Origin of the sequence: Pseudomonas sp. W2I6 (assembly GCF_030815935.1) — a bacterium.
Taxonomy (GTDB): Bacteria; Pseudomonadota; Gammaproteobacteria; order Pseudomonadales; family Pseudomonadaceae; genus Aquipseudomonas.
Window position 1 is genome coordinate 6,023,095 of the sequence record NZ_JAUSXJ010000001.1, and the last position, 23,393, is coordinate 6,046,487.

General features: G+C 59.7%; 21 protein-coding genes and 1 pseudogene. 4 read left to right on the top strand and 18 right to left on the bottom strand.

Annotated elements, in window-relative coordinates:
* The first annotated feature begins 10 nt into the window (after positions 1-10).
* Positions 11-364 carry a carboxymuconolactone decarboxylase family protein gene (locus QF039_RS27900; RefSeq protein WP_177020266.1) on the top strand — a complete coding sequence of 118 codons (354 nt, stop codon included), beginning with the start codon at positions 11-13 and terminating at the stop codon, positions 362-364.
* Here QF039_RS27900 and QF039_RS27905 read toward each other — a convergent pair.
* Positions 342-1,307 (bottom strand): GlxA family transcriptional regulator, encoded by a 966-nt coding sequence (locus tag QF039_RS27905; protein WP_177009079.1) that lies wholly within the window; start codon positions 1,305-1,307, stop codon positions 342-344. The genes QF039_RS27900 and QF039_RS27905 overlap by 23 nt on opposite strands.
* A gap of 263 nt (positions 1,308-1,570) precedes the next feature.
* On the opposite strand from QF039_RS27905, the gene QF039_RS27910 reads away from it, so the two are divergent.
* A complete protein-coding gene (locus tag QF039_RS27910; RefSeq protein ID WP_226475497.1) occupies positions 1,571-2,212 on the top strand; it encodes an HD domain-containing protein in 642 nt (213 codons plus the stop codon).
* Positions 2,213-2,354: 142 nt separating this feature from the next.
* Here QF039_RS27910 and QF039_RS27915 read toward each other — a convergent pair whose 3' ends face one another.
* The 8 genes from QF039_RS27915 to QF039_RS27950 form a co-directional block, all read right to left on the bottom strand.
* On the bottom strand, positions 2,355-3,242 hold the full coding sequence (locus tag QF039_RS27915) for an ABC transporter permease subunit (protein WP_008438909.1): 888 nt from the start codon (positions 3,240-3,242) through the stop codon (positions 2,355-2,357).
* Positions 3,239-4,159, bottom strand: coding sequence for an ABC transporter permease subunit (locus tag QF039_RS27920; RefSeq protein WP_003213882.1), 921 nt, complete (start codon positions 4,157-4,159; stop codon positions 3,239-3,241). Before QF039_RS27920 ends, QF039_RS27915 begins: the two co-directional genes overlap by 4 nt.
* Positions 4,156-5,298, bottom strand: a complete 1,143-nt coding sequence (locus tag QF039_RS27925; RefSeq protein ID WP_003195240.1) for an ABC transporter ATP-binding protein — start codon at positions 5,296-5,298, stop codon at positions 4,156-4,158. The genes QF039_RS27920 and QF039_RS27925 overlap by 4 nt, the downstream gene beginning before the upstream one ends.
* Before the next feature lie 75 nt (positions 5,299-5,373).
* Entirely contained in the window at positions 5,374-6,468 is a 1,095-nt protein-coding gene (locus tag QF039_RS27930) for a polyamine ABC transporter substrate-binding protein (RefSeq protein ID WP_003213885.1), read from the bottom strand.
* A gap of 165 nt (positions 6,469-6,633) precedes the next feature.
* On the bottom strand, positions 6,634-7,728 hold the full coding sequence (locus QF039_RS27935; protein WP_003213887.1) for a polyamine ABC transporter substrate-binding protein: 1,095 nt from the start codon (positions 7,726-7,728) through the stop codon (positions 6,634-6,636).
* 208 nt (positions 7,729-7,936) lie between these two features.
* The gene (locus QF039_RS27940) at positions 7,937-9,301 is read right to left on the bottom strand and encodes an aspartate aminotransferase family protein (protein ID WP_003213889.1); all 1,365 of its coding nucleotides are present in this window, start codon (positions 9,299-9,301) and stop codon (positions 7,937-7,939) included.
* A gap of 58 nt (positions 9,302-9,359) precedes the next feature.
* A complete protein-coding gene (locus QF039_RS27945; RefSeq protein ID WP_003213891.1) occupies positions 9,360-10,718 on the bottom strand; it encodes a glutamine synthetase family protein in 1,359 nt (452 codons plus the stop codon).
* Positions 10,719-10,757: 39 nt separating this feature from the next.
* Positions 10,758-11,537, bottom strand: coding sequence for a gamma-glutamyl-gamma-aminobutyrate hydrolase family protein (locus QF039_RS27950; protein ID WP_003213893.1), 780 nt, complete (start codon positions 11,535-11,537; stop codon positions 10,758-10,760).
* Between the two features lie 278 nt (positions 11,538-11,815).
* On the opposite strand from QF039_RS27950, the gene QF039_RS27955 reads away from it, so the two are divergent.
* Both QF039_RS27955 and QF039_RS27960 read left to right on the top strand, forming a co-directional pair.
* On the top strand, positions 11,816-13,192 hold the full coding sequence (locus tag QF039_RS27955; protein WP_003213894.1) for a glutamine synthetase family protein: 1,377 nt from the start codon (positions 11,816-11,818) through the stop codon (positions 13,190-13,192).
* A gap of 252 nt (positions 13,193-13,444) precedes the next feature.
* A complete protein-coding gene (locus QF039_RS27960; RefSeq protein ID WP_307521774.1) occupies positions 13,445-14,083 on the top strand; it encodes a TetR/AcrR family transcriptional regulator in 639 nt (212 codons plus the stop codon).
* Between the two features lie 117 nt (positions 14,084-14,200).
* On the opposite strand, the gene QF039_RS27965 is transcribed toward QF039_RS27960, so the two are convergent.
* The 9 genes and pseudogenes from QF039_RS27965 to argA form a co-directional block, all read right to left on the bottom strand.
* Positions 14,201-14,416: a molybdopterin-binding protein gene (locus tag QF039_RS27965; RefSeq protein WP_003213899.1), complete on the bottom strand. Its 216-nt coding sequence runs from the start codon at positions 14,414-14,416 to the stop codon at positions 14,201-14,203.
* A 29-nt stretch (positions 14,417-14,445) separates the two neighbouring features.
* On the bottom strand, positions 14,446-15,252 hold the full coding sequence (gene ssuB / locus QF039_RS27970; protein WP_008438906.1) for an aliphatic sulfonates ABC transporter ATP-binding protein: 807 nt from the start codon (positions 15,250-15,252) through the stop codon (positions 14,446-14,448).
* Positions 15,249-16,037 (bottom strand): aliphatic sulfonate ABC transporter permease SsuC, encoded by a 789-nt coding sequence (gene ssuC, locus QF039_RS27975; RefSeq protein WP_008438905.1) that lies wholly within the window; start codon positions 16,035-16,037, stop codon positions 15,249-15,251. The genes ssuB and ssuC overlap by 4 nt, the downstream gene beginning before the upstream one ends.
* Before the next feature lie 9 nt (positions 16,038-16,046).
* Positions 16,047-17,195 (bottom strand): FMNH2-dependent alkanesulfonate monooxygenase, encoded by a 1,149-nt coding sequence (ssuD, locus tag QF039_RS27980; protein WP_307521778.1) that lies wholly within the window; start codon positions 17,193-17,195, stop codon positions 16,047-16,049.
* Positions 17,196-17,220: 25 nt separating this feature from the next.
* Positions 17,221-18,189, bottom strand: a complete 969-nt coding sequence (locus QF039_RS27985) for a sulfonate ABC transporter substrate-binding protein (protein WP_003213907.1) — start codon at positions 18,187-18,189, stop codon at positions 17,221-17,223.
* A 108-nt stretch (positions 18,190-18,297) separates the two neighbouring features.
* Complete coding sequence (gene ssuE, locus QF039_RS27990; RefSeq protein WP_003213909.1) at positions 18,298-18,891, bottom strand: NADPH-dependent FMN reductase; 594 nt, start codon at positions 18,889-18,891, stop codon at positions 18,298-18,300.
* A 315-nt stretch (positions 18,892-19,206) separates the two neighbouring features.
* The gene (locus tag QF039_RS27995) at positions 19,207-19,845 is read right to left on the bottom strand and encodes a peroxiredoxin (RefSeq protein ID WP_029533018.1); all 639 of its coding nucleotides are present in this window, start codon (positions 19,843-19,845) and stop codon (positions 19,207-19,209) included.
* A 273-nt stretch (positions 19,846-20,118) separates the two neighbouring features.
* Positions 20,119-21,477 (bottom strand): OprD family porin, encoded by a 1,359-nt coding sequence (locus QF039_RS28000; protein WP_003213912.1) that lies wholly within the window; start codon positions 21,475-21,477, stop codon positions 20,119-20,121.
* 593 nt (positions 21,478-22,070) lie between these two features.
* Positions 22,071-23,370: pseudogene (argA, locus tag QF039_RS28005) on the bottom strand (amino-acid N-acetyltransferase).
* Between the last annotated feature and the right edge of the window lie 23 nt (positions 23,371-23,393).

Below are 23,393 nucleotides of genomic sequence, written 5' to 3' on the forward strand. Positions count from 1 at the left end.
AGTTAACACGATGTTCAATAACTGGTCAGACTTGCTGCCTACCGTGAAGAAAGCCTTTGGCACGCTGGGCAAGAGCAACCCGAAGATGGTCAAAGCCTACATGGCGCTGGGGGAAGCTGCCGAGGAAAACAACGTCCTGGATGCCAAGACCCGTGAGCTGATTTCCATCGCCGTGGCCATCACCACCCGCTGTGACGGCTGCATCGGCGTGCATGCCGACGCGGCGATCAAGGCCGGCGCCACCCGCGAAGAAGTGGCCGCGACCCTGGCTACCGCGATCTCGCTGAATGCCGGCGCGGCGTATATCTACTCGCTGCGCGCCCTGGAAGCCTATGACACGCTCAAACCGGCGCCGCAAAATTAAGCCGGAATTGTTGCGGCGTCACGCCCAGCCGGCGATTGAACACACTGCGCATGTGCTGGGCATCGCGAAAGCCGCATTGATACGCCACGGTCTTGAGCGGTGCGTGGGTGCTTTCGAGCATCACCCGCGCCGCATCCACCCGCGCCCGCTCGACGAACTCCGCCGGAGTGATCTGCGCTTCCCGGGCAAATACCCGCGAGAAGTTGCGCGCGCTCATGTTGGCGGCTTTGGCCAGGTCGGCGATGGTCAGGTCGCCCGTCAGGTTGGCCAATACATACAGCTGCACCAGCGCCACCGCCGAGGTGGCTTGCGCGTGGGGTGTCAGGAACGGGCTGAACTGCGACTGCCCGCCGGAACGCTGGGTGAACACCACCAGGCGCTTGGCCACGCTGAGGGCGACTTCCGGGCCGTGGTCCTGGGCCAGCAGGTACAGCGACAGGTCGATGCCCGCCGTCACCCCGGCCGAGGTGTAGAGGTTGCCGTCCTGCACATAGAGGCGGTCGGCTTCGACCTGGGCCGATGGGCACAAGCTGGCCAGATCGGCAGCGTCGCCCCAGTGGGTGGTGACGGTGCGCCCGTCCAGCAACCCGGCGCGGGCGAGCATGAAGGCACCGTTGCAGATGGAGCCGAAGCGCTTCGCCCGCGCGCTGGCGTCCCGCAGCCATTGATTGAACACCGGGCCGAAATCCTCGAAGGGCAGCTGCGGCCCGCCGGCCATCAACAGCAAGTCGTAAGGCTCGAGGGCCTCGCTGAAATGCCGGTGTGCCTGCAACGACAAGCCGTTGGAACAGGCCATGTTGCCGTGCCCCAGGCCAATCACCTCCAGCTGGTAATGCGCCTCGGGCGGCAGAAAACGGTTGGCCTCGCAGAACACATCCAGGGGCCCGGTCACGTCCAGTGACTGGACGCCGGGGAAGATCAGGATGGCGACGGTTTTGCCCATGGATAGAAACACCTTTTTTGAATAAATGCAAAACCCCTGTGGGAGCTGGCTTGCCTGCGATACAGGCGACGCGGTCCATCAGGTATACCGAGGTGATGCTATCGCAGGCAAGCCAGCTCCTACATTTGATCGCGCATAGCCTTGGCGCGATATCGCGGCACATTGGCCGGGATCGCATCCTCGCCGCGATGGCCCCTTCGCGGGCGCGCGACCAGACTGGACTCATCGGCGCCAACCCCGGCGCTTTCTTGAGGAGAACGACCATGAGCACCACCATCGCCGGCATCAAGATCCCGGACAGCGCCCTGGCCAAGGCCACCACCGAATACATCCGCGACATCGAATCCGACCTGTTGTACCACCACTCCCGCCGGGTGTTCCTGTTCGGCGCATTGAGCGGCGAGCGCCAGCAGTTGGCCTATAACCCGGAGTTGCTGTACGTCGGCGCGATGTTCCACGACCTGGGCCTGGTGGAAGGTCACCGCAGTGACGACGAACGCTTTGAAGTGGACGGCGCCAACGCGGCGGCGGACTTTCTCAAGCCTTACGGGTTGAGCGATGACGACATCGAACAGGTGTGGTTGTCCATCGCCCTGCACACCACACCGGGGGTGCCCAAGCACTTGCGTCCAACCGTGGCGCTGGTGACCGCGGGCGTGGAAATGGATGTGCTGGGAATGGAGTACGCGGCGTTTACCAGCGTGCAGCGCGAAGCGGTGGTGCATGCGCATCCACGGGGTGAAGGGTTCAAGGAGTGCATCATCTGCGCGTTTGCCGACGGCCTGCGCCATCGCCCGCAGACCACGTTTGGCAACGTGAAGACCGATGTGCTGGTGGATCAGGAGCCGGGGTTCAAGCCGATGAACTTCGTCGAGGTGATTCGCAAGTCGCCTTGGGTGGCCTGAAACCCAGCCTTATAAACACCACAAAACTACTGTGGGAGCTGGCTTGCCTGCGATAGCGGTGTATCAGTCAACACATCAGTCGACTGTCACACCGCTATCGCAGGCAAGCCAGCTCCCACATTTTTTGAGCCGGTTCCGTCAGTTAGACCGGCGCAGGTGCGCGACGCGAATCCGCCGGCTTCTCCCAACCATCCGCAGCCGCTTCTTCAATCGCCTGCTGGATCGCTTTCTTGCGGTGCTCTTCCGCACGACGGCTGAAGAACCACACCAGGAACGTCACGATCGACACCGCCAACAGAATCAGGCTGGCCACGGCGTTGATCTCGGGTTTAACCCCCAGGCGAACCGCCGAGAATACTTCCATCGGCAACGTGGTCGAACCCGGCCCCGACACGAAGCTGGCCAACACCAGGTCATCCAGCGACAGCGCGAACGACATCATGCCGCCCGCCGCCAGCGACGGCGCGATCATCGGGATGGTGATCAGGAAGAACACCTTCCACGGCCGCGCACCCAGGTCCATGGCTGCCTCTTCAATCGACAGGTCCAGCTCACGCAAGCGCGCCGACACCACCACCGCCACATACGCCGAACAGAACGTGGTGTGGGCGATCCAGATGGTCACCAGGCCACGTTCCTGCGGCCAGCCGATCATCTGCGCCATGGCCACGAACAGCAGCAACAGCGACAGGCCGGTGATCACTTCCGGCATCACCAGCGGCGCCGTCACCAGGCCGCCGAACAGCGTGCGGCCCTTGAACTGGCTGATGCGCGTCAGCACGAACGCCGCCAATGTACCGAGTGCCACCGCCGCAATCGCGGTGTAGCAGGCGATTTCCAGGGAGCGGCCGACCGAGCCCATCAACTGGGTGTTGTCCAACAGGCCGACGTACCACTTGATCGACCAACCGCCCCACACCGTCACCAGTTTGGATTCGTTGAACGAGTAGATCACCAGGATCAGCATCGGCAGGTAGATGAACAGCAACCCCGCCACCAGCATGAAGCTTGAGAAACTGACGCGCTTCATATCTTGCCCTCCATCTCTTTGGCTTGGCTGCGGTTGAACAGGATGATCGGCACGATCAGGATCGCCAGCATCACCACCGCCAGGGCAGACGCCACCGGCCAGTCACGGTTGTTGAAGAATTCTTGCCACAACACTTTACCGATCATCAGGGTTTCCGGACCGCCCAGCAGTTCCGGGATCACGAACTCGCCCACCACCGGGATAAACACCAGCATGCAGCCGGCGATGATGCCGTTCTTGGACAGCGGCACGGTGATTTTCCAGAAGCTGTTGAAGGTACTCGAACCCAGGTCCGATGCGGCCTCCAGCAGGCTCTGGTCGTGCTTCACCAGGTTGGCGTACAGCGGCAGGATCATGAACGGCAGGTACGAATAGACCACGCCGATATACACCGCGATGTTGGTGTTGAGGATCTGCAGCGGTTCGTTGATCAACCCGATGGACATCAGGAAGCCGTTGAGCAACCCGTTATTGCTGAGGATGCCCATCCACGCATAGACCCGGATCAGGATCGCAGTCCAGGTCGGCATCATGATCAGCAGCACCAGCACGGTCTGGATTTCCTTGCGTGCGCTGGCAATGGCGTAGGCCATCGGGTAGCCGATCAGCAGGCAGAGGATGGTGCTGAAAAACGCCATCTTCAGCGAGCCCAGGTACGCCGCGATGTACAACTCGTCATCGCCCAGCATCCCGTAGTTGGCCAGGTTCAGCACCAACTGCAGTTTCTGTTCAACGAAGGTGTAGATCTCGGTGTAAGGCGGGATCGCCACGTCGGCTTCGGCAAAGCTGATCTTCAAGACGATGAAGAACGGCAGCATGAAGAACAGGAACAACCAGAGGAAAGGGATCCCGATGACCACATGCCGGCCACCGGGGGTTATTCGTTGCAGCTGGCGTTTGAACTTCTTCATGTTCATGAGCGAAGTACCACGCCGCTGTCGTCTTCCCACCACACGTACACCTGGTCGCCCCAGGTAGGGCGCTGGCCACGGCGTTCGGCGTTGGCCACGAAGGATTGCACCAGCTTGCCGCTCGGCAATTCGACGTAGAACACCGAATGGCCGCCGAGGTAGGCGATGTCATGCACCTTGCCGCTGGACCAGTTGTGCTCGCAGGTCGGCATTTCGGTGGTCACCAGCAGCTTTTCAGGGCGGATGGCGTAGGTCACCGACTTGTCTTCCACCGAAGTGGCGATGCCGTAGCCGACGTAGATATCGCGGTCCAGGTCCGGGCACTTGAGTACCGCGTGGCCTTCGGCGTCGTCCACCACCTGGGTGTCGAAGATGTTGACGTTGCCAATGAACTCGCACACCAGGCGGCTGGTCGGCGTTTCATAGATGTCGATCGGGCTGCCGATCTGGGCGATCCAGCCCAGGTGCATGATCGCGATGCGCTCGGCCATGGTCATGGCCTCTTCCTGGTCGTGGGTCACCATCACGCAGGTCACGCCCACGCGCTCGATGATCTCCACCAGTTCCAGTTGCATCTGCGAACGCAGCTTCTTGTCGAGTGCGCCCATCGGCTCATCGAGCAGCAGCAGTTTCGGACGCTTGGCCAGGGAACGCGCCAGCGCCACCCGCTGACGCTGGCCGCCGGACAGCTGGTGCGGCTTGCGCTTGGCGTACTGGCTCATCTGCACCAGCTTGAGCATCTCGGCCACACGGGCGTCGACCTCGGCCTTGGGGATCTTGTCCTGCTGCAGGCCAAACGCGATGTTCTGGGCCACGGTCATGTGGGGGAACAAGGCGTAGGACTGGAACATCATGTTGATCGGCCGCTCGTACGGCGGCATGTCGGTGATGTCCACACCGTCGAGGTAAATGCGTCCTTCCGTTGGGCGCTCGAAGCCTGCGAGCATGCGCAGCAAGGTGGATTTGCCCGAACCCGATCCGCCGAGCAAGGCGAAGATTTCGCCTTTCTTGATTTCCAGGGACACATCGTCCACCGCAATCGTCTCGTCGAACTTCTTCGTGACCCGGTCGATTTTGACCAGCACCTTTTTCGGTGTCTGGTCGCCCTCGAGGGCTTTCTTATAGGCGCCGGAGGCAACTGCCATTTACGAAACTCCCAGAATAAAAAGAGTGCAGCTCGCCCAATACGGGCCAGCCTTGGATAGTTTGAGCGTTAAGCCTTACTTGCCCGTCTTGACCTTGGTCCAGCTACGGGTCATCAAACGTTGCACTTTCGGGGGTAGCTCGAAGTTGACAAAAGTCCGGTCGAGAACCGCCTGCGGTGGGTAAACCGCTTCGTCGGTGCGTATCGATTGCTCCATCAGTTTGTCCGCCCCTGGGTTAGGGTTGGCGTAACCGACGTAATCACTGACCTGAGCGATCACTTCAGGTTTCAGCAAATAGTTGATGAAGGCGAGGGCCTCTTTGACGTTGGTGGCATCCTTGGGGATGGCCAGCACGTCGAACCACAGGTTGCCGCCTTCTTTCGGAATCACATAGGCGATGTTCACGCCCTTGCCCGCCTCGGCTGCACGAGCCTTGGCCTGGAACACATCACCGGAGAAACCGGCCGCCACGCAGATGTTGCCGTTGGCCAGGTCCGAGATGTATTTGGAAGAATGGAAGTAGGTCACGTAGGGACGCACTTTCAGGAGTTTCTCTTCAGCCTTCTTGTAGTCTTCAGGGTTGGTGCTGTTGGGGTTGAGGCCCATGTAGTTGAGGACCGCCGGCAGCATTTCATCCGCCGAGTCCATGAACGACACACCGCACGTGGCCAGCTTCTTCATGTTTTCCGGCTCGAACAGCACGGCCCAGGAGTCGATATGGTCGACGCCCAATACTTCCTTGACCTTGTCGACGTTGTAGCCAATACCGTTGGTGCCCCACAGGTACGGCACAGCGTACTGGTTGCCCGGGTCGTTCTTTTCCAGACGCTTGAGCAGCGCCGGGTCGAGGTTGGCGTAGTGGGTCAGTTGCGACTTGTCGAGCTTCTGGAACGCGCCGGCCTTGATCTGCTTGCCGAGGAAGTGGTTCGACGGCACGACCACGTCATACCCGGTACGCCCGGCGAGCAACTTGCCTTCCAGGGTTTCGTTGGAATCAAACACGTCGTAGACCGGCTTGATGCCGGTGGCCTTTTCAAAGTTGGCCAGGGTGTCCGGGCCGATGTAGTCCGACCAGTTATAAATATGCACAGTCGGGGCGGCCTGCACGCTGACAGCCAGCGTGATACCTGCACCCACCAGCAAGGCTTTGCGAAATAAAGAAATTGGCAAGTGGAGGTCCTCTTAAATAGTTGGGCCCGAAGTTGTTGCCCGGCAACAAAACCGGCGCGCAACTTACCCTCGATAAACCGATCCGGCAAAACTTTCTGTCATTTAATTGTTTCGCTAACCACCGCGCGCATCGCGGCAGTTAGCAAAACAGGTATCAACGCGGCTTTACTTGCCCGATTTGATTTTTGTCCAGCTGCGGGTCATTTCCCGCTGAGTAGCAGCCGGCAAGTCAGCAATGGCATACAGCTTGGCTTGCACGTCCGCTGGCGGATAAATGCCTGGGTCGCTGGTGATGTCTTTGTCGACCAACGCGGTAGCTTTCTCGTTACCGTTCGGGAAACGTACGCTGTTGGTAATGCCCGCCATGACTTCCGGCTTCAGCAGGTAGTTCATGAACTTGTAGGCAGCGTCGACGTTCTCGGCATCTTTAGGGATGGCGACCATGTCATAGAAGCTGCCGGCACCTTCTTTCGGAATGTCATAGGCAACCTTGACCTTGCCACCGGCTTCAGCCGCGCGGGACTTGGCCTGTTGCACGTCACCCGAATAACCCACGGCTACGCAGATGTTGCCGTTGGCCAGGTCGGAAATGTACTTGGACGAGTGAAAGTAGCCGATCGAAGGACGCAGCTTGAGGAACAGGGCCTCGGCTTGCTTGAGGTCTTCCTTCTTCTGGGTGTCGGTCGGCAGGCCCAGGTAATGCAGTGCCACTGGCAGCATTTCGGTTGGCGAATCGAGGAAGCTCACACCGCAGCCTTTGAGCTTGGCGAGGTTTTCCGGCTTGAGGATGGTGTCCCACGAGTCGATCTTGTCGATGCCCAGTGCGGCCTTGACCTTCTCCGGGTTGTAGCCGATGCCGATCGAGCCCCACATGTACGGGAAGGCGTGCTTGTTGTCCGGGTCGCTGATGGACACGGCTTTAAGCAGGGACTTGTTCAGGTTGTCGTAGTTCGACAGCTTGGACTTGTCCAGTTCCTGGTAAACACCGGCCTTGATCTGCTTGGCGAGGAAGTTGTTCGACGGCACGACAATGTCGTAGCCGGACTTGCCTGCCAGCAACTTGGCTTCCAGGGTTTCGTTGGAGTCGAACACGTCATAGACCACCTTGATCCCGGACTCTTTTTCAAAGTTCGCGATGGTATCCGGTGCGATGTAGTCGGACCAGTTATAAACGTGCAGCACTTTATCGTCGGCGTGTGCCGCGCCTGCCATGGCCCCCATCAGGGACAAGGCCAGGAGGGTCTTGCCAGCGTTCTTCAAACCTAATGCCTTCATTCGGTCATGCTCCAATTTTTTCTTTTTTGGGCCACGTTCGTTCTTTAAGTACAACGTGTTTCGCAGCCCGTCTAAGGGGCAACAAAACAGGGCGACAGTCTGGCAAGTTCAGGGGCCGGCTTTCAACCAATGCCCCGCTTTTCTAACATCCCAGAGGCAGCGCCCGACAGGCGCTGCGTTCTGAGCCTAGCATTTAGCCCTGCAATGCCGCCAAAGTCAGGTCCAGGCAGTGCCGCGCCTTGGTCACCAACTCGTCTATCTCGGCCTTGCTGATCACCAGCGGTGGCGAAATGATCATGGTGTCGCCCACGGCGCGCATGATCAGGCCATTCTCGAAGCAGAACGTGCGGCAGATCATGCCAACACCACGGCCTTCATAACGCTTGCGCGTTGCCTTGTCCTGAACCAGTTCGATGGCACCGAGCATGCCCACACCGCGAACTTCACCCACCAGCGGGTGATCAGCCAGTTCCCTCAAACGCTTTTGCAAATAGGGTGCCGTTTCGTCGTGCACGTGCTTAACAATTTGTTCATCGCGCATGATGCGGATGTTTTCCAGGGCTACCGCTGCCGCCACCGGGTGACCGGAATAGGTGAAGCCGTGGTTGAAATCACCGCCTTCGTTCAGCACGGCGACCACTTCGTCGCGCACGATCAGGCCGCCCATCGGGATGTAGCCGGAGGTCAGGCCCTTGGCGATGGTCATCATGTCGGGCTTGAGGCCGTAGAAATCGCTACCGAACCACTCACCGGTGCGGCCAAACCCACAGATCACTTCGTCAGCCACGAACAGGATGTCGTACTTGGCGAGGATTTCCTTGATGCGCGGCCAGTAGCTGTCTGGCGGCACGATCACGCCACCGGCACCCTGGATCGGCTCGGCTATAAAGGCACCGACGTTGTCCACGCCCAGTTCCAGGATCTTCTCTTCCAGCTGGTTGGCCGCCCACACGCCGAATTCTTCCGGGCTCATGTCGCCGCCTTCGCCGAACCAGTAAGGCTGGGCGATGTGGACGATGCCCGGGATCGGCAAGTCGCCTTGTTCATGCATATAAGTCATGCCGCCCAGGCTGGCGCCGGCCACGGTTGAACCGTGGTAGCCATTCTTGCGGCTGATGATGGTTTTCTTGTTCGGCTGGCCTTTGATCGCCCAGTAGTGGCGGACCATACGCAGCATGGTGTCGTTGCCTTCGGAGCCGGAGCCGGTGAAGAACACGTGGTTCATGCCTTGTGGGGCGATATCGGAGATGGCTTTGGCCAGTTCCAGCACCGGCGGGTGGGCGGTCTGGAAGAACAGGTTGTAGTAAGGCAGCTCTTTCATCTGCTTGGCGGCCGCATCAGCCAGTTCATCGCGACCGTAACCGATCGCCACGCACCACAGGCCGGCCATGCCGTCGAGAATCTTGTTGCCTTCGCTGTCCCACAGGTAAACGCCGTGGGCTTTGGTGATGATCCGTGGGCCTTTCTCTTTCAATTGCTTGAAGTCGCTGAACGGCGCCAGGTGGTGATCGCTGCTCAAGGCTTGCCATTCACGGGTTTGCGGGTTGTTGCTGGACATACCAATCTCCTAGATGTTTCAGGTGAGGACGCGCCGTTTGAAGGGCGCGCCCGGCGCATCAGACGGCGAAGAGCAGGAATTCCCGCTCCCACGAACTGATCACGCGCTTGAAGTTTTCATGCTCGGCCCGCTTGACCGCGACGTAGCCTGTGATGAATTTGTGACCCAGGTATTTCTCGATGGTCTTGCTGTTTTCCATGCGTTCCAGGGCGTCTTCGATGGTCAGCGGCAGGCGCAGGTTGCGGCGCTCGTAACCACGGCCCACCACCGGCGCGCTTGGGCTGATGCCTTCGACCATGCCGATGTAGCCACACAGCAGACTGGCGGCAATCGCCAGGTACGGGTTGGCGTCGGCACCGGGCAGGCGGTTTTCCACCCGACGGTTTTGTGGGCCGGCGTCCGGAACCCGCAGGCCAACGGTGCGGTTCTCTTCGCCCCACTCCACGTTGACCGGCGCCGAGGTGTCGGGCAGGAAGCGGCGGAACGAGTTGACGTTAGGGGCGAACAGCGGCAACAGCTCGGGGATGAACTTCTGCAGGCCGCCGATGTGGTGCAAAAACAGCTCGCTCTTGGTCCCGTCTTCATTGGAGAACACGTTCTTGCCGGTGGCGATATCGATGATGCTCTGGTGCAGGTGCATCGCGCTGCCGGGCTCGCCGGTCATGGGCTTGGCCATGAAGGTGGCTGCCACGTCGTGCTTGAGCGCCGCTTCGCGCATGGTGCGCTTGAACACCAGGATCTGGTCGGCCAGGGACAGTGCGTCGCCGTGACGGAAGTTGATTTCCATCTGCGCCGTGCCGTCTTCGTGGATCAGCGTGTCGAGGTCCAGTTCCTGCAATTCGCACCAGTCGTAGACGTCTTCGAACAACGGGTCGAATTCGTTGGCCGCTTCTATAGAGAAGGACTGGCGGCCAGTCTCCGGGCGACCGGAACGGCCAATCGGCGGTTGCAGCGGGAAGTCCGGGTCTTCGCAGCGTTTGGTCAGGTAGAACTCCATCTCCGGCGCCACGATGGGCTGCCAGCCCTTGTCGGCGTAGAGCTTGAGGACTTTCTTGAGCACGTTGCGCGGCGACAGCTCGATCGGGTTGCCTTGCTTGTCGTAGGTGTCGTGGATCACCTGGGCCGTAGGCTCTATGGCCCAGGGCACGAGGTACACCGCGTTCTCGTCCGGGCGGCAGATCATGTCGATGTCGGCCGGGTCGAGCAATTCGTAATAGATGTCGTCTTCGACATAGTCGCCGGTCACGGTCTGCAACAGAACGCTTTCGGGCAGGCGCATGCCTTTTTCGGCGATGAACTTGTTGGTCGGCGAGATCTTGCCCCGGGTGATGCCGGTGAGGTCGCCAATCATGCATTCGACTTCTGTGATCTTGTGGTCTTTCAACCAATCGGTGAGCTGGTCGAGGTTGTTACTCATAAATGCCTCTGGGCTGTGTTTCCTGACATCCATTAAAGGTCAGGCGTAAGTTGACGCAGCATCCGCGTCGCGTTGCATCACCCGCTTTCGACAGGCATTGCCAAATGCCTGGAAGATTGCGAGGTAGTGCGGGTTAGAGCTTACCTGCCATTCGGGGTGCCATTGCACTCCTAAAGCAAAAGCCTTGCCCGCGGGCACTGAAAAGCCTTCGATCAGGCCATCCGGCGCGGTGGCCTCGACCTGGAAACCGGCCGCCAGGCGATCAATGCCCTGTGAATGAATCGAGTTGACCTGGATCGTCGACGGCAAGCCCAGGCTTGCCAATACCCCATTCGGGGAGATGGTTACCGGATGTGCCGGGCCGTACTGGATGTCCAGCGGCTGGGTGTCGTCTTCGCGGTGATCCATCATGCCCGGCACTTCATGAACCTTCTGGTGCAGGCTGCCGCCAAACGCCACGTTCATTTCCTGGAAGCCACGGCAAATCCCCAGCACCGGAACGCCGGCCGCTATGGCTGCACGCAGCAGCGGCAGGGTGGTTTGGTCCCGTGCAGAATCATGAGCAGTCCCGGGCGCGCTGGCCGGACCGTCGTAGTGAAAGGGTTCGATATTGGAAGGTGATCCGGTAAATAGAATGCCGTCCAGGCCGTCAAGAATATTGGCCGGGTCGAGCAGATCCGCCAGGGACGGAATAATCAACGGCAAGCCCTTGGCAGCGGTGGCCACTGCACGGACGTATTTGTCGCCACTGATGTGATAAGCATGCAGACCGACCTGTTTGGAGCAGGCGGTGACGCCGATTAACGGCAGGCGAGACATGAAGCACCCCGGTATTATTGCTGTTATGGGTTTGAATCGAGCTTAGCCTTGTTCATTTTTTTACACAACACCCCCGTAAAAAATACAACACGGCCCGCTCAAACGTGCTGGTTCCAAGAGCCCCAATCCCAAAAAATTGCCCCAAAAAGCCCCAAAAAAGCCCTCACGGCGCTTTTTTAGGGCAAAAAAGGCCTCGCTTGACTTCGGCATGCCGTTCGGGTTGACTGAAACCCGAAGAGATCAATGATTGATATTTTTAACAACAAAGGTGTTGCATCATGTCGGTACCCCCGCGTGCCGTTCAGCTTAACGAAGCGAACGCGTTCCTTAAGGATCATCCTGAGGTTCTGTACGTAGACCTTCTAATTGCGGATATGAATGGTGTGGTGCGCGGCAAGCGCATCGAACGCACCAGCCTCCACAAGGTTTACGAGAAGGGCATTAACCTGCCTGCCTCTCTATTTGCCCTGGATATCAACGGCTCAACGGTGGAAAGCACCGGCCTGGGTCTGGACATCGGTGATGCTGACCGAATCTGTTATCCAATCCCCGACACCCTGTGCAATGAACCCTGGCAAAAGCGCCCAACCGCGCAACTGCTGATGACCATGCACGAACTCGAAGGTGAACCTTTCTTCGCCGATCCTCGCGAAGTACTCCGCCAAGTTGTAAGCAAATTTGACGACCTCGGTCTGACCATCTGCGCCGCATTCGAGCTGGAGTTCTACCTGATTGACCAGGAGAACGTGAATGGCCGGCCACAACCGCCCCGCTCGCCGATCTCCGGCAAACGCCCGCACTCGACACAGGTCTACCTGATCGACGACCTCGACGAATACGTCGACTGCCTCCAGGACATTCTGGAAGGTGCAAAAGAGCAAGGCATCCCTGCCGACGCCATCGTCAAGGAAAGTGCCCCGGCGCAGTTCGAAGTGAACCTGCACCACGTTGCCGACCCTATAAAGGCCTGCGACTACGCGGTACTGCTCAAGCGCTTGATCAAGAACATCGCCTACGACCATGAGATGGACACCACCTTCATGGCCAAGCCTTACCCGGGCCAGGCAGGCAACGGCCTACACGTGCACATTTCGATCCTGGACAAGGACGGCAAGAACATCTTTGCCAGCGAGGATCCCGAGCAGAACGCCGCATTGCGTCACGCGATCGGCGGTGTGCTGGAGACCCTACCCGCCCAAATGGCGTTCCTGTGCCCTAACGTCAACTCCTACCGTCGTTTCGGCGCACAGTTCTACGTGCCGAACTCGCCGTGCTGGGGCCTGGATAACCGCACCGTGGCGATTCGCGTACCGACCGGCTCGTCCGACGCCGTACGTATCGAACACCGTGTGGCCGGGGCTGATGCCAACCCTTACCTGCTGATGGCTTCGGTATTGGCGGGCGTGCATCACGGCCTGACCAACAAGATCGAGCCTGGCGCACCGGTGGAAGGCAACAGCTACGAGCAGAACGAACAGAGCCTGCCGAACAACCTGCGTGATGCCCTGCGCGAGTTGGACGACAGCGAGGTGATGGCCAAGTACATCGATCCTAAATACATCGATATCTTCGTCGCCTGTAAGGAAAGTGAGCTGGAGGAGTTCGAACACTCCATCTCCGACCTTGAGTACAACTGGTACCTGCATACCGTGTAAGCGGTTGCCGGGCTAAAAAGAACGCCGCAGGCCTTTGGCCTACGGCGTTTTTTTATGGCTGTTGTGGCGAGGGAACCTGCTCCCGCCGGGCTGCGAAGCGGCCCCAATAAGAACACCGGGTTCTTTCAGGCGGAACCGAGGTGCAGGTCTTGGGCCTGCTGCGCAGTCCAGCGGGAGCAAGCTCCCTCGCCACAGGGTATGGATCATCCAGTGGCTCTGCGTACAATGCCCGCTGCCCTGTAGGAGACTTCAATGAATCGCCCTGCCACTCCTCGCAAACCCCGCGCCCGCAGCCAGGCCCGGATCGACGCGATCCTTGATGCCGCCCGCACCTTGCTGGCCGCCGAAGGCGTGGCCAGCCTGTCGATCTACAGCGTGGCCGAGCGGGCGCAGATTCCACCGTCATCGGTGTATCACTTCTTCGCCAGCGTGCCGGCGTTGCTGGAGGCGCTGACCGCTGACGTTCATGCGGCCTTTCGCGCGGCCATTCAGGCGCCCATCGATCATGATTCACTCAAGCACTGGCGCGACCTGTCCTGCGTGGTGGAGCAGCGCATGCTCAGCATCTACAGCAACGACGCCGCCGCCCGCCAATTGATCCTGGCCCAGCACGGGTTGACCGAAGTGACACAGGCCGACCGCCAGCACGACCTGGAGCTGGGAAACCTGATGTTTGAGGTGTTCAACCGGCACTTTGAGGTGCCGAGCCTGCCCGCCGATGTCGACGTGTTTGCCCTGGCCCTGGAACTGAGCGACCGCGTCTACGCGCGCTCGGTGCATCAGCATGGGCAAATCACCCCGCGCATGGCCGAGGAAGGCATGCGGGTGTTTGATGCGTATGTGGGGCTCTACTTGCCGGCGTTCTTGCCCAAGCGGGTGGTCACTGCCTGATTGATGTGTTGCCCACAAAGGCCTTATCGCAGGCAAGCCAGCTCCCACATTTGACTGCGTTCACAGATCAAAATGTGGGAGCTGGCTTGCCTGCGATGGCGGTTTCAAGAACGCCAATCACAACTTGGCGATCGACACCTCGGTGGATTTCACGAAGGCAATCACTTCACTGCCGATCACCAGTTCCAGCTCTTTCACCGAGCGGGTGGTGATCACGGAAGTGACGATACCGGACGCGGTCTGTACGTCGATTTCCGACAGCACGTCGCCTTCGACGATTTCCTTGATGGTGCCTTTGAACTGGTTACGCACGTTGATGGCTTTGATAGTCATGGTCGTTCTTCCTGTGTAAGACAAGTGAGTTATTGAGCCCAACGCAATTGCGTAGGCAGCGGTGAAACAGGTTCGGGTTCCGGCGGGGTGCCGGGCAGCGACAACACACGGTTAAGCACTTCGGTTTCCAGCGCCGCCAGGCGGTGGGAGCCACGCACCCGCGGACGTGGGAGTTCCACGTGCAGGTCGAGGCCGATTTCGCCGTCTTCGATCAAAATCACCCGGTCGGCAATGGCCACGGCTTCGCTGACGTCGTGGGTCACCAGCAACACGGTGAAGCCGTGCTTCTGCCAGAGGTTCTCGATCAGTTGCTGCATCTCGATCCGGGTCAGGGCATCCAGCGCCCCCAGCGGTTCGTCCAGCAGCAACAGGCGCGGTTGGTGGATCAGGGCGCGGGCCAGGGCCACGCGCTGCTTCTGGCCACCGGACAACGCCGCCGGCCACTCATTGGCGCGCTCGGCCAGGCCGACCGCTTCCAGCGCTTCCAGTGCCTGCGGGCGCCAGTTGCCCTTGAGGCCAAGGCCCACGTTGTCGATGATCTTTTTCCACGGCAGCAGGCGCGCTTCCTGGAACATCAACCGCGTGTCTTCAATCGCTTCGCTCAGCGGCGCGGAGCCGGCGAGCAGTTCGCCGCCGCTGGCTTTGTCCAGCCCGGCCAGCAGGCGCAGCAAGGTACTTTTGCCGCAGCCACTGCGGCCCACGACCGCCACGAATTGACCGGCGGGAATATGCAGGTCGATTTCCTTCAGCACTTCCCGCGCGCCGAAAGCCTTGCGCAACTTGCGCACTGCCAGGGGAATGCCCCGCAGCAGGCGTGGAGGTTGTTGAGCGGTCATGCCGCACCTCCTTTATTCACTTGATAAGCCGGGTGCCAGCGCAGCCAGACTCGCTCCAGGCCCCGCGCCGCCAGGTCTGCCAGCTTGCCGAGGACCGCGTAAAGCACGATCGCCAGAACCACCACGTCGGTCTGCAGGAATTCCCGGGCGTTCATCGCCAGGTAGCCGATACCGGAACTGGCGGAGATGGTTTCCGCGACGATCAACGTCAGCCACATAAAGCCCAGCGCGAAGCGCACGCCCACCAGAATCGAAGGCAAGGCGCCCGGCAAAATCACTTGGCGAAACAGGCTGAAACCGGACAGGCCATAACTGCGGGCCATTTCCACCAGCGCCGGGTCGACGTTGCGGATGCCGTGGTAAGTATTGAGATAGATCGGGAACAGTGTGCCGAGGGCGACCAGGAATATCTTCGCCGTCTCGTCGATGCCGAACCACAGGATCACCAGCGGGATCAGCGCCAGGTGCGGCACGTTGCGGATCATCTGCACCGAGCTGTCCAGCAGGCGTTCACCCCAGGTCGACAGGCCGGTAATAAAACCCAGGGTCAGGCCGATGCTGCCGCCGATCACAAAGCCCAGGCCCGCACGCCAGCCGCTGATGGCCAGGTGGGTCCAGATTTCGCCGCTGCGCACCAGGCTGACACCCGCTTCGATCACCGCGCTGGGTGCCGGCAGAATGCGCGTCGACAACCAGCCGGCCGAGACGGACAGCTGCCATACCGCCAGCAACAGGATCGGCAGCGCCCAGGGCGCCAATCGATGACTTAACTTTTCAAGGTTCATGGCGGCGCCTCAGCTCTGGGACGCAGCTTTGGGAAGAATGTCGTTGGCGACCATTTCGCCGAACGGGCTGACGTAGCCGGCGCCTTTCGGCAACTCGGGACGCTCGATGTCCAGATGCGGGAACAGCAACTCCGCTACGCGATACGACTCTTCCAGGTGTGGGTACCCGGAGAAGATAAAGGTGTCGATACCGAGGTCCGCGTATTCCTTCACCCGCGCGGCCACGGTCGGGCCATCGCCCACCAGTGCCGTGCCGGCGCCACCGCGTACCAGGCCTACGCCCGCCCACAGGTTGGGGCTGACTTCCAGGTTGTCGCGGCTGCCGCCGTGCAAGGCGGCCATGCGTTGCTGGCCTACGGAATCAAAGCGCGACAACGACGCCTGGGCGCGGGCGATGGTTTCATCGTCCACATGGGAGATCAGTTTGTCGGCGGCCTGCCAGGCTTCGGCGTTGGTTTCACGCACGATCACATGCAGGCGAATGCCGAAGCGCAGAGTACGTCCGAGCTTGGCGGCCTTGGCGCGAACCTGTGCAATCTTTTCCGCCACCGCAGCCGGAGGCTCGCCCCAGGTCAGGACCATTTCCACTTGTTCGGCTGCCAGGCCCTGGGCCGCTTCGGAGGAGCCACCGAAATACAGCGGCGGGCGCGGTTGCTGGATCGGCGGATAGAGCAACTTGGCGCCTTTGACGCTGATGTGCTGGCCGTCGTAATCGACGGTCTCGCCTTCCAGTACGCGGCGCCAGATGCGGGTGAACTCCACCGACGCCTGGTAACGCTCTTCATGGCTCAGGAACAAACCGTCGCCGGCCAATTCATCCGGGTCTCCACCGGTCACCAGGTTGAACAACGCGCGGCCGCCGGACAGACGATCCAGGGTCGCGGCCTGACGCGCAGCCACCGTCGGGGAAATGATCCCGGGGCGCAGCGCGACAAGGAATTTCAAGCGTTGGGTCACCGGGATCAGCGACGCCGCCACCAGCCACGAATCCTCGCAGGAGCGGCCGGTGGGGATCAGTACCCCGCCGAAGCCAAGGCGGTCGGCCGCCTGGGCCACTTGCTGCAAGTAACCGTGGTCTACGGCGCGAGCGCCTTCGGCGGTGCCAAGGTAATGGCCGTCGCCGTGGGTAGGCAGAAACCAGAAAATATTGAGGCTCATGGAGTTGTCTCCTGAAGAAGTCGGATTACGGCGCTTTGGCAACGGCGGCAGGTGGTGTCCAGATCACGTCCTTGATGCTCAAGGGTTTGGGGATCAATTTGAGTTGGTAGAAGCTGTCGGCGATTTTCTGCTGCGCCGCGATCACTTCAGGCGTCAGGAACTGCGCACCGTAGCCCTGGCGTTTTACCGAGGTCAGGGTGATGTCAGCCGGCAGGCCCAGCAGCGGAGCAACTTGTTCGGTGACTTGTTCCGGGTTGGCCTTGGACCATTCGCCCACGGCGCGGACTTCTTCCACCAGCGTCTTGATCACTTCAGGGTGTTTTTCGGCGTACGGCTTGGTGGCCAGGTAGAACTGATGGTTGTCGGCAATGCCGGTGCCGTCACGCAGGGTGCGGGCTTGCAGTTGCTTCTCGGCGGCTGCCTGGTACGGGTCCCAGATCACCCAGGCATCGACGCTGCCACGCTCGAACGCGGCGCGGGCATCGGCGGGCGGCAGGAACACGGTCTGCACGTCGGTGTATTTCAGGCCGGCATCTTCCAGGGCACGTACCAGCAGGTAATGCACGTTGGAGCCTTTATTGAGGACGACTTTCTTGCCCTTGAGGTCTTGCACCGATTTGATCGGCGAGTCTTTCGGTACCAGGATCGCTTCGCTGGTAGGCGCCGGCGGTTCATAGGCGACGTAGAGCAGATCGGCACCGGCAGCCTGGGCGAACACTGGCGGGGTTTCACCCGTCACGCCGAAGTCGATGGAGCCTACGTTCAATCCTTCCAGCAGCTGCGGGCCGCCGGGAAACTCGGTCCACTGCACTTGCACGCCCTGCTCGGCCAGGCGCTTTTCCAGCGAACCCTTGGCCTTGAGCAGCACCAGGGTGCCGTATTTCTGATAGCCGATCCGCAAGGTTTCGGCGGCCTGGGCTTGAACAATGGCACCGAAGGACACAGCCGCAGCAAACAGTGCGACCAGACCACGACGCAAGATGACAGTGCGCATGGCGCTCTCTCCAAATATACGATTAGGGGGTTGGCTGCACCTGCTTGGCCGTTGGCGGCTGAGTAAGGTGAGTAGTACTTGTCGAATTCAGGTAAAGCTGGGTAAGGCTTAAATGCTCCAGCGAGCACTCAACAAACGTTCATTCAACACATTGGGGTCAAGGGGTTTCGGGCGGCGGGCCATGGCGCTGTAGAACGTCTCCAAAGCCTCGCTCAAGCGTTGTTCCAGCACCGGCACCAGTTGCGCCTGGGCGCTGCCTTCGCCGTAGGCGATCTGGCTGTCTTCGGCGAAAATCCCGTGGAGCAATTCCTGGGCTTTCAATGCCGACAGCACCGGCTTCAGCGCGTAGTCCACCGCGAGCATGTGGGCGATGCTGCCGCCGGTGGCCATCGGCAACACTATTTTGTGGGCCAGGGCGCGTTCAGGCAGCAAGTCGAGGATGGTTTTCAGCGCGCCGGAAAACGAAGCCTTGTACACCGGCGTGGCGATCACCAGGCCATCGGCGTTCGCCACTTGCTGCAACAGGTCGATGATTTTCGGGCTATCGAACCGCGCGTGCAGCAAGTCTTCGGCCGGGAAGTCCCGTATCTGATAACTCACCACTTCCACGCCTTGTTGCTGCAACCAGTTGCGGGTGTGATCCAGCAAGACCCCGGACCGGGAACGTTGGCTGGGGCTACCACCAAGTGTTACGACCAGCATGTAGGAAATTCCTTTGGAAAGTGTCGGCGGTTCGCTATGTGGCGATGGCGCCAAGATGGGACAGACCATATCAGCCAATTTATATATCTATAAATCTTATTTTTTCATTTGTTTATTCTTTAAATGCATATGCTGCCGACTAAATCGCAGGCATAAAAAAAGGCCGTCGAAACGGCCTTAAAACCCCTGCTATGTGAGACGGTTTACAACTTGAACTCTCTGTTGCTGTCAGGCCGCTATCGCGGGCAAGCCCGCTCCCACAGGGGAATGCGGTCAACTGTGGGAGCGGGCTTGCCCGCGATGGCGATATCAGCCTTAACGATTCGGTTGAGGGGTGAGCCGCAGGTACGGCTTCACCGCCCGGTAACCCTTCGGAAAGCGTTTCTTGATCTCTTCCTCGTCCTTGAGCGACGGCACGATCACCACTTCGTCACCGTCCTGCCAGTTGGCCGGGGTCGCGACTTTGTGGTTGTCGGTCAGTTGCAGCGAGTCGATCACCCGCAGGATTTCGTGGAAGTTGCGCCCGGTGCTGGCCGGGTAGGTGATGGTCAGGCGAATCTTTTTGTTCGGATCAATCACGAACAGCGAACGCACGGTAAGGGTGTCACTGGCATTCGGGTGGATCAGGTCGTACAGGTCGGAGACCTTGCGGTCAGCGTCGGCCAGGATCGGGAAGTTGACGATGGTGTGCTGGGTTTCGTTGATGTCTTCGATCCACTTGTGGTGGGAGTCCACCGGGTCCACCGACAGCGCAATGGCCTTGACGCCCCGCTTGGCGAATTCATCCTTGAGCTTGGCGGTGAAACCCAGCTCGGTGGTGCACACCGGGGTGAAGTCCGCCGGGTGGGAAAACAGCACGCCCCAGCTATCGCCCAGCCACTCGTGGAAGCGAATCTTGCCGGCGCTGGAATCCTGTTCAAAGTCGGGGGCGATGTCGCCCAGTCTGAGGCTCATGGTGTGGCTCCTGATGAGTGCTTATGGAGCCCACTGTGCCTGTGTCGCGGATTATTTAAAAAGAATAAATATCGATTTATCTAGACGATAAAGGAATATTAAAAATCTGTTCATTGGACTTGGCAACGGGCGTGGATCAACATCCGCTTCAAGGTTCGAGAAGGCCTTGAGACGCTGTACAAAGAGGGGTTCAGGACGGGCTTGCGGGGGTTGAGCCCGGCTTGAAAAGTAAAGCACCCTGCCCGGCATTGCGCCGGGCAAGGTTTTACGCTCTTACTTGAACGCGTAGGTGTAGCTGAGGATTACGCGGTTTTCGTCCTGGGAACGGGTGTTCGCCAGGTCGGTACGCCACATCGCGTTTTTCCAGGCAACGCCCAGGTTTTTCAGCGGACCTTCTGGAACAACGTAAGCCAGGGTCAGGTCGCGTTCCCACTCGTTACGCTCGCCGACGGTAGTGTCGATGTTGCTACCTTTGAGGTAAACCACACCGGCAGTCAGGCCAGGTACGCCGATCTTGGCGAAGTCATAGGCGTAGCGAGCTTGCCAGGTACGTTCGCCAGCACGGGCAAACTTCTGGATTTGCATGTCGGTGATGGTGCTGTTAGACGAGCCGTCACCTTGGTTCAGCCAAGGGAAGTCGCTGTCGCCCTTGGTGTACTGGTAGCCAGCACCGAAGGTGTGACCGGCAACCGAGTACAGCGCCAGGTAGCTGTACAGGTCGTTGTCGACCTTACCTTTGACCTTGGTGGCGTTGGTCGGATGATCCGAGTAGTAGCCGGAGGTGTAGTAACCGGCAGTATCACCGTTGGCACCGTTGTCACGGCTGCGGTAGTAGCGCAGGTCACTTTTCAGGACGCCAGGACCGATCGCCCAGTTGTGGACCAGGCCCAGGAAGTTCTGAGAGTAGAAATCCTTCAGCTCGCCGAAGTAGTACGAAGCGGTCAGGTCTTTGTTGATTTTGTAGTCAGCACCGGCGTAGTAGAACTTGTTGACGAAGTTACCAGCGTCGTAGTTCGAGCTGCCGTTGGCACCGGCCAGGGACAGACCTTCATTGTTGCTGGAGTTACGGCCTTTGGAGTGCTCGATCTGACCAGCAGTCAGGGTCAGGTCCTTGAACTCGTTCGAAGAGATCTCGCCGCCCTGGAAGGTTTGTGGCAACAGACGACCGTCGTTGGTCTTGATCACCGGGTTGTTCGGCTGCAAGGTACCGATCTTCAGCACGGTTTGGGAGATCTTGACCTTACCGGTCACGCCCAGGCTGGCGAAATCGTGAACGGCCTTGTTGCCATCACTTGGGAACACGGTGCCGCCGGAAGCAGTACCAGTGTAGTTGCCGTGATCAGCGCGGCTGGAATCCAGACGCACGCCGTACAGGCCGATGGCGTCAAGACCGAAGCCCACAGTACCTTGGGTAAAACCCGAGATGAAACGCAGGTCGAAACCCTGACCCCATTCAGCGTTTTTGCTGCGGGTGTTCGAGGTAGCCGATGGCTTCAGATCGCGGTTGTCGGTGTTGATGTAAAAGTTACGTACGCCCAGCGTGATCTTGCTGTCATCGATAAAACCAGCGGCGCCTGCTTGTTGGGCGATTGCCCCCAAAGCTACGGCCAACGCCAATGTTGACTTCTTCATGTACCGCTCCTCTCATTTCTAATTTTTGTATTTCTTAGGTCTCGGGTCTGACGCCCTCGATCCACAGATGCGCGATTAGCACCGGATAGTGACTGACAAGTCAATCGTAACCTTGTGTGTCTACTACTTTCGTCTAACCGCAGTTAATTTGGTCCTTGCAGGGTAATGAGTTTTTCATACACCCAAAAAGAATTGTTTCGTCCTTTTTCATACCATTCAGGAATAACGCTTTCCATGGGACGGTCAAGCCGACAGGCGATGCCGCTCCATAAGCGTTTTCCGAAAGAGTATGTCTTTGCGCTTTTTTAGATCGTTTTGTGTTGACCAAACGGGGTCATACGTCACTCACGATCAAAAACGCGACGCCATCATGGCCAAACGCACATCATTCCGTCAATTTGTTACAGTTTTTGTATCGATGAAACTTTTCTGCCGTCCCAACAATCCACCTCACCGTACCCGGTGATAATGTCACTTTGATGTCAGTTATATGTATAAATTGGCAAACCCTGTGTTCAGGGCCGATGCATCCGCCGAGGAGCATGACTTGCCAAAGTGACAGGCGAGAGGATTGCCCCCTCGCCCCTTCAGGCTTACAACGCCTTTTCGAAAATCTTCGAATTACGCTGATAGTTGTATAACGACGCCCGCGCCGACGGCAGGCGATCCACCGTGCTCGGCACAAAACCACGTTCGCGGAACCAGTGGGCGGTACGGGTCGTCAGCACGAAGAGCGTCTTCAAACCCTGGGCCCGGGCACGGGTCTCGATGCGCTCCAGCAGTTCGTCACCGCGACCGCCATGGCGGTACTCCGGGTTCACGGCCAGGCACGCCAGCTCCCCTGCGTCGGAGTCGGCGATCTGATACAGCGCCGCACAGGCGATGATCATGCCTTCACGTTCCACCACGCTGAACTGCTCGATTTCCCGCTCCAGCACTTCCCGGGAACGACGCACCAGAATCCCCTGCTCTTTCCAGCGGGCTGATCAGGTCCAGCAACCCGCCGACGTCTTCAATCGCCGCTTCGCGCACCAGTTCAAACTGCTCCTGGGCCACCAGCGTACCGCCGCCATCCCGGGTGAACAGCTCGGTCAGCAAGGCGCCGTCTTCGGCATAACTGACAATGTGGCTGCGGCCTACGCCGCCCCGGCAAGCCTCGGCGGCCGCGTCCAGCAATTCGGCCTGGTAGTTGTTGCCCAGGCGTTGCAGGTGCGCGGGCACCTGTTGCGGCCGCAATTCACGCACCAGGCGGCCGTGCTCGTCGATCAGGCCGAGATCGGCACCGAACAGCAGCAACTTGTCCGCGCCCAGGTCGATGGCCGCGCGGGTGGCGACGTCTTCACAGGCGAGGTTGAAGATTTCGCCGGTAGGCGAGTAGCCCAGCGGCGACAGCAGCACGATGGAGCGCTCGTCCAGCAGGCGGTTGATGCCCTTGCGGTCGACCCGGCGCACTTCGCCGGTGTGGTGATAGTCGACGCCTTCAAGTACACCGATCGGGCGCGCCGTCACCAGGTTGCCGCTGGCCACCCGCAGGCGCGAGCCCTGCATCGGCGAGGACGCCATGTCCATCGACAACCGCGCTTCGATGGCGATACGCAGATGGCCGACCGCGTCGATCACACACTCCAGGGTTGCGGCATCGGTGATGCGCAAGCCTTCGTGGTAAGCCGGGGTCAGGCCGCGGGCGGCGAGGCGGGTTTCAATTTGCGGGCGCGAACCGTGGACCAGCACCAGTCGCACGCCCAGGCTGTGGAGCAGCACCAGGTCGTGGACGATATTGCCGAAGTTCGGGTGCTCTACACCATCGCCCGGCAGCATGACGACAAAGGTGCAATCCCGGTGGGCATTGATGTAAGGCGAAGCGTGACGAAGCCAATTGACGTATTCGGGCATAAAAACCTGGGCCTGTAATAAAA

Excerpts from the sequence above, each read along its gene's own strand:
- QF039_RS27900 (WP_177020266.1), top strand. The coding sequence starts at position 11 with ATGTTCAATAACTGGTCAGACTTGCTGCCTACCGTGAAGAAAGCCTTT.
- QF039_RS27905 (WP_177009079.1), bottom strand. The coding sequence starts at position 1,307 with ATGGGCAAAACCGTCGCCATCCTGATCTTCCCCGGCGTCCAGTCACTG.
- QF039_RS27910 (WP_226475497.1), top strand. The coding sequence starts at position 1,571 with ATGAGCACCACCATCGCCGGCATCAAGATCCCGGACAGCGCCCTGGCC.
- QF039_RS27915 (WP_008438909.1), bottom strand. The coding sequence starts at position 3,242 with ATGAAGCGCGTCAGTTTCTCAAGCTTCATGCTGGTGGCGGGGTTGCTG.
- QF039_RS27920 (WP_003213882.1), bottom strand. The coding sequence starts at position 4,159 with ATGAACATGAAGAAGTTCAAACGCCAGCTGCAACGAATAACCCCCGGT.
- QF039_RS27925 (WP_003195240.1), bottom strand. The coding sequence starts at position 5,298 with ATGGCAGTTGCCTCCGGCGCCTATAAGAAAGCCCTCGAGGGCGACCAG.
- QF039_RS27940 (WP_003213889.1), bottom strand. The coding sequence starts at position 9,301 with ATGTCCAGCAACAACCCGCAAACCCGTGAATGGCAAGCCTTGAGCAGC.
- QF039_RS27945 (WP_003213891.1), bottom strand. The coding sequence starts at position 10,718 with ATGAGTAACAACCTCGACCAGCTCACCGATTGGTTGAAAGACCACAAG.
- QF039_RS27950 (WP_003213893.1), bottom strand. The coding sequence starts at position 11,537 with ATGTCTCGCCTGCCGTTAATCGGCGTCACCGCCTGCTCCAAACAGGTC.
- QF039_RS27955 (WP_003213894.1), top strand. The coding sequence starts at position 11,816 with ATGTCGGTACCCCCGCGTGCCGTTCAGCTTAACGAAGCGAACGCGTTC.
- QF039_RS27960 (WP_307521774.1), top strand. The coding sequence starts at position 13,445 with ATGAATCGCCCTGCCACTCCTCGCAAACCCCGCGCCCGCAGCCAGGCC.
- QF039_RS27965 (WP_003213899.1), bottom strand. The coding sequence starts at position 14,416 with ATGACTATCAAAGCCATCAACGTGCGTAACCAGTTCAAAGGCACCATC.
- ssuB (WP_008438906.1), bottom strand. The coding sequence starts at position 15,252 with ATGACCGCTCAACAACCTCCACGCCTGCTGCGGGGCATTCCCCTGGCA.
- ssuC (WP_008438905.1), bottom strand. The coding sequence starts at position 16,037 with ATGAACCTTGAAAAGTTAAGTCATCGATTGGCGCCCTGGGCGCTGCCG.
- ssuD (WP_307521778.1), bottom strand. The coding sequence starts at position 17,195 with ATGAGCCTCAATATTTTCTGGTTTCTGCCTACCCACGGCGACGGCCAT.
- QF039_RS27985 (WP_003213907.1), bottom strand. The coding sequence starts at position 18,189 with ATGCGCACTGTCATCTTGCGTCGTGGTCTGGTCGCACTGTTTGCTGCG.
- ssuE (WP_003213909.1), bottom strand. The coding sequence starts at position 18,891 with ATGCTGGTCGTAACACTTGGTGGTAGCCCCAGCCAACGTTCCCGGTCC.
- QF039_RS27995 (WP_029533018.1), bottom strand. The coding sequence starts at position 19,845 with ATGAGCCTCAGACTGGGCGACATCGCCCCCGACTTTGAACAGGATTCC.
- QF039_RS28000 (WP_003213912.1), bottom strand. The coding sequence starts at position 21,477 with ATGAAGAAGTCAACATTGGCGTTGGCCGTAGCTTTGGGGGCAATCGCC.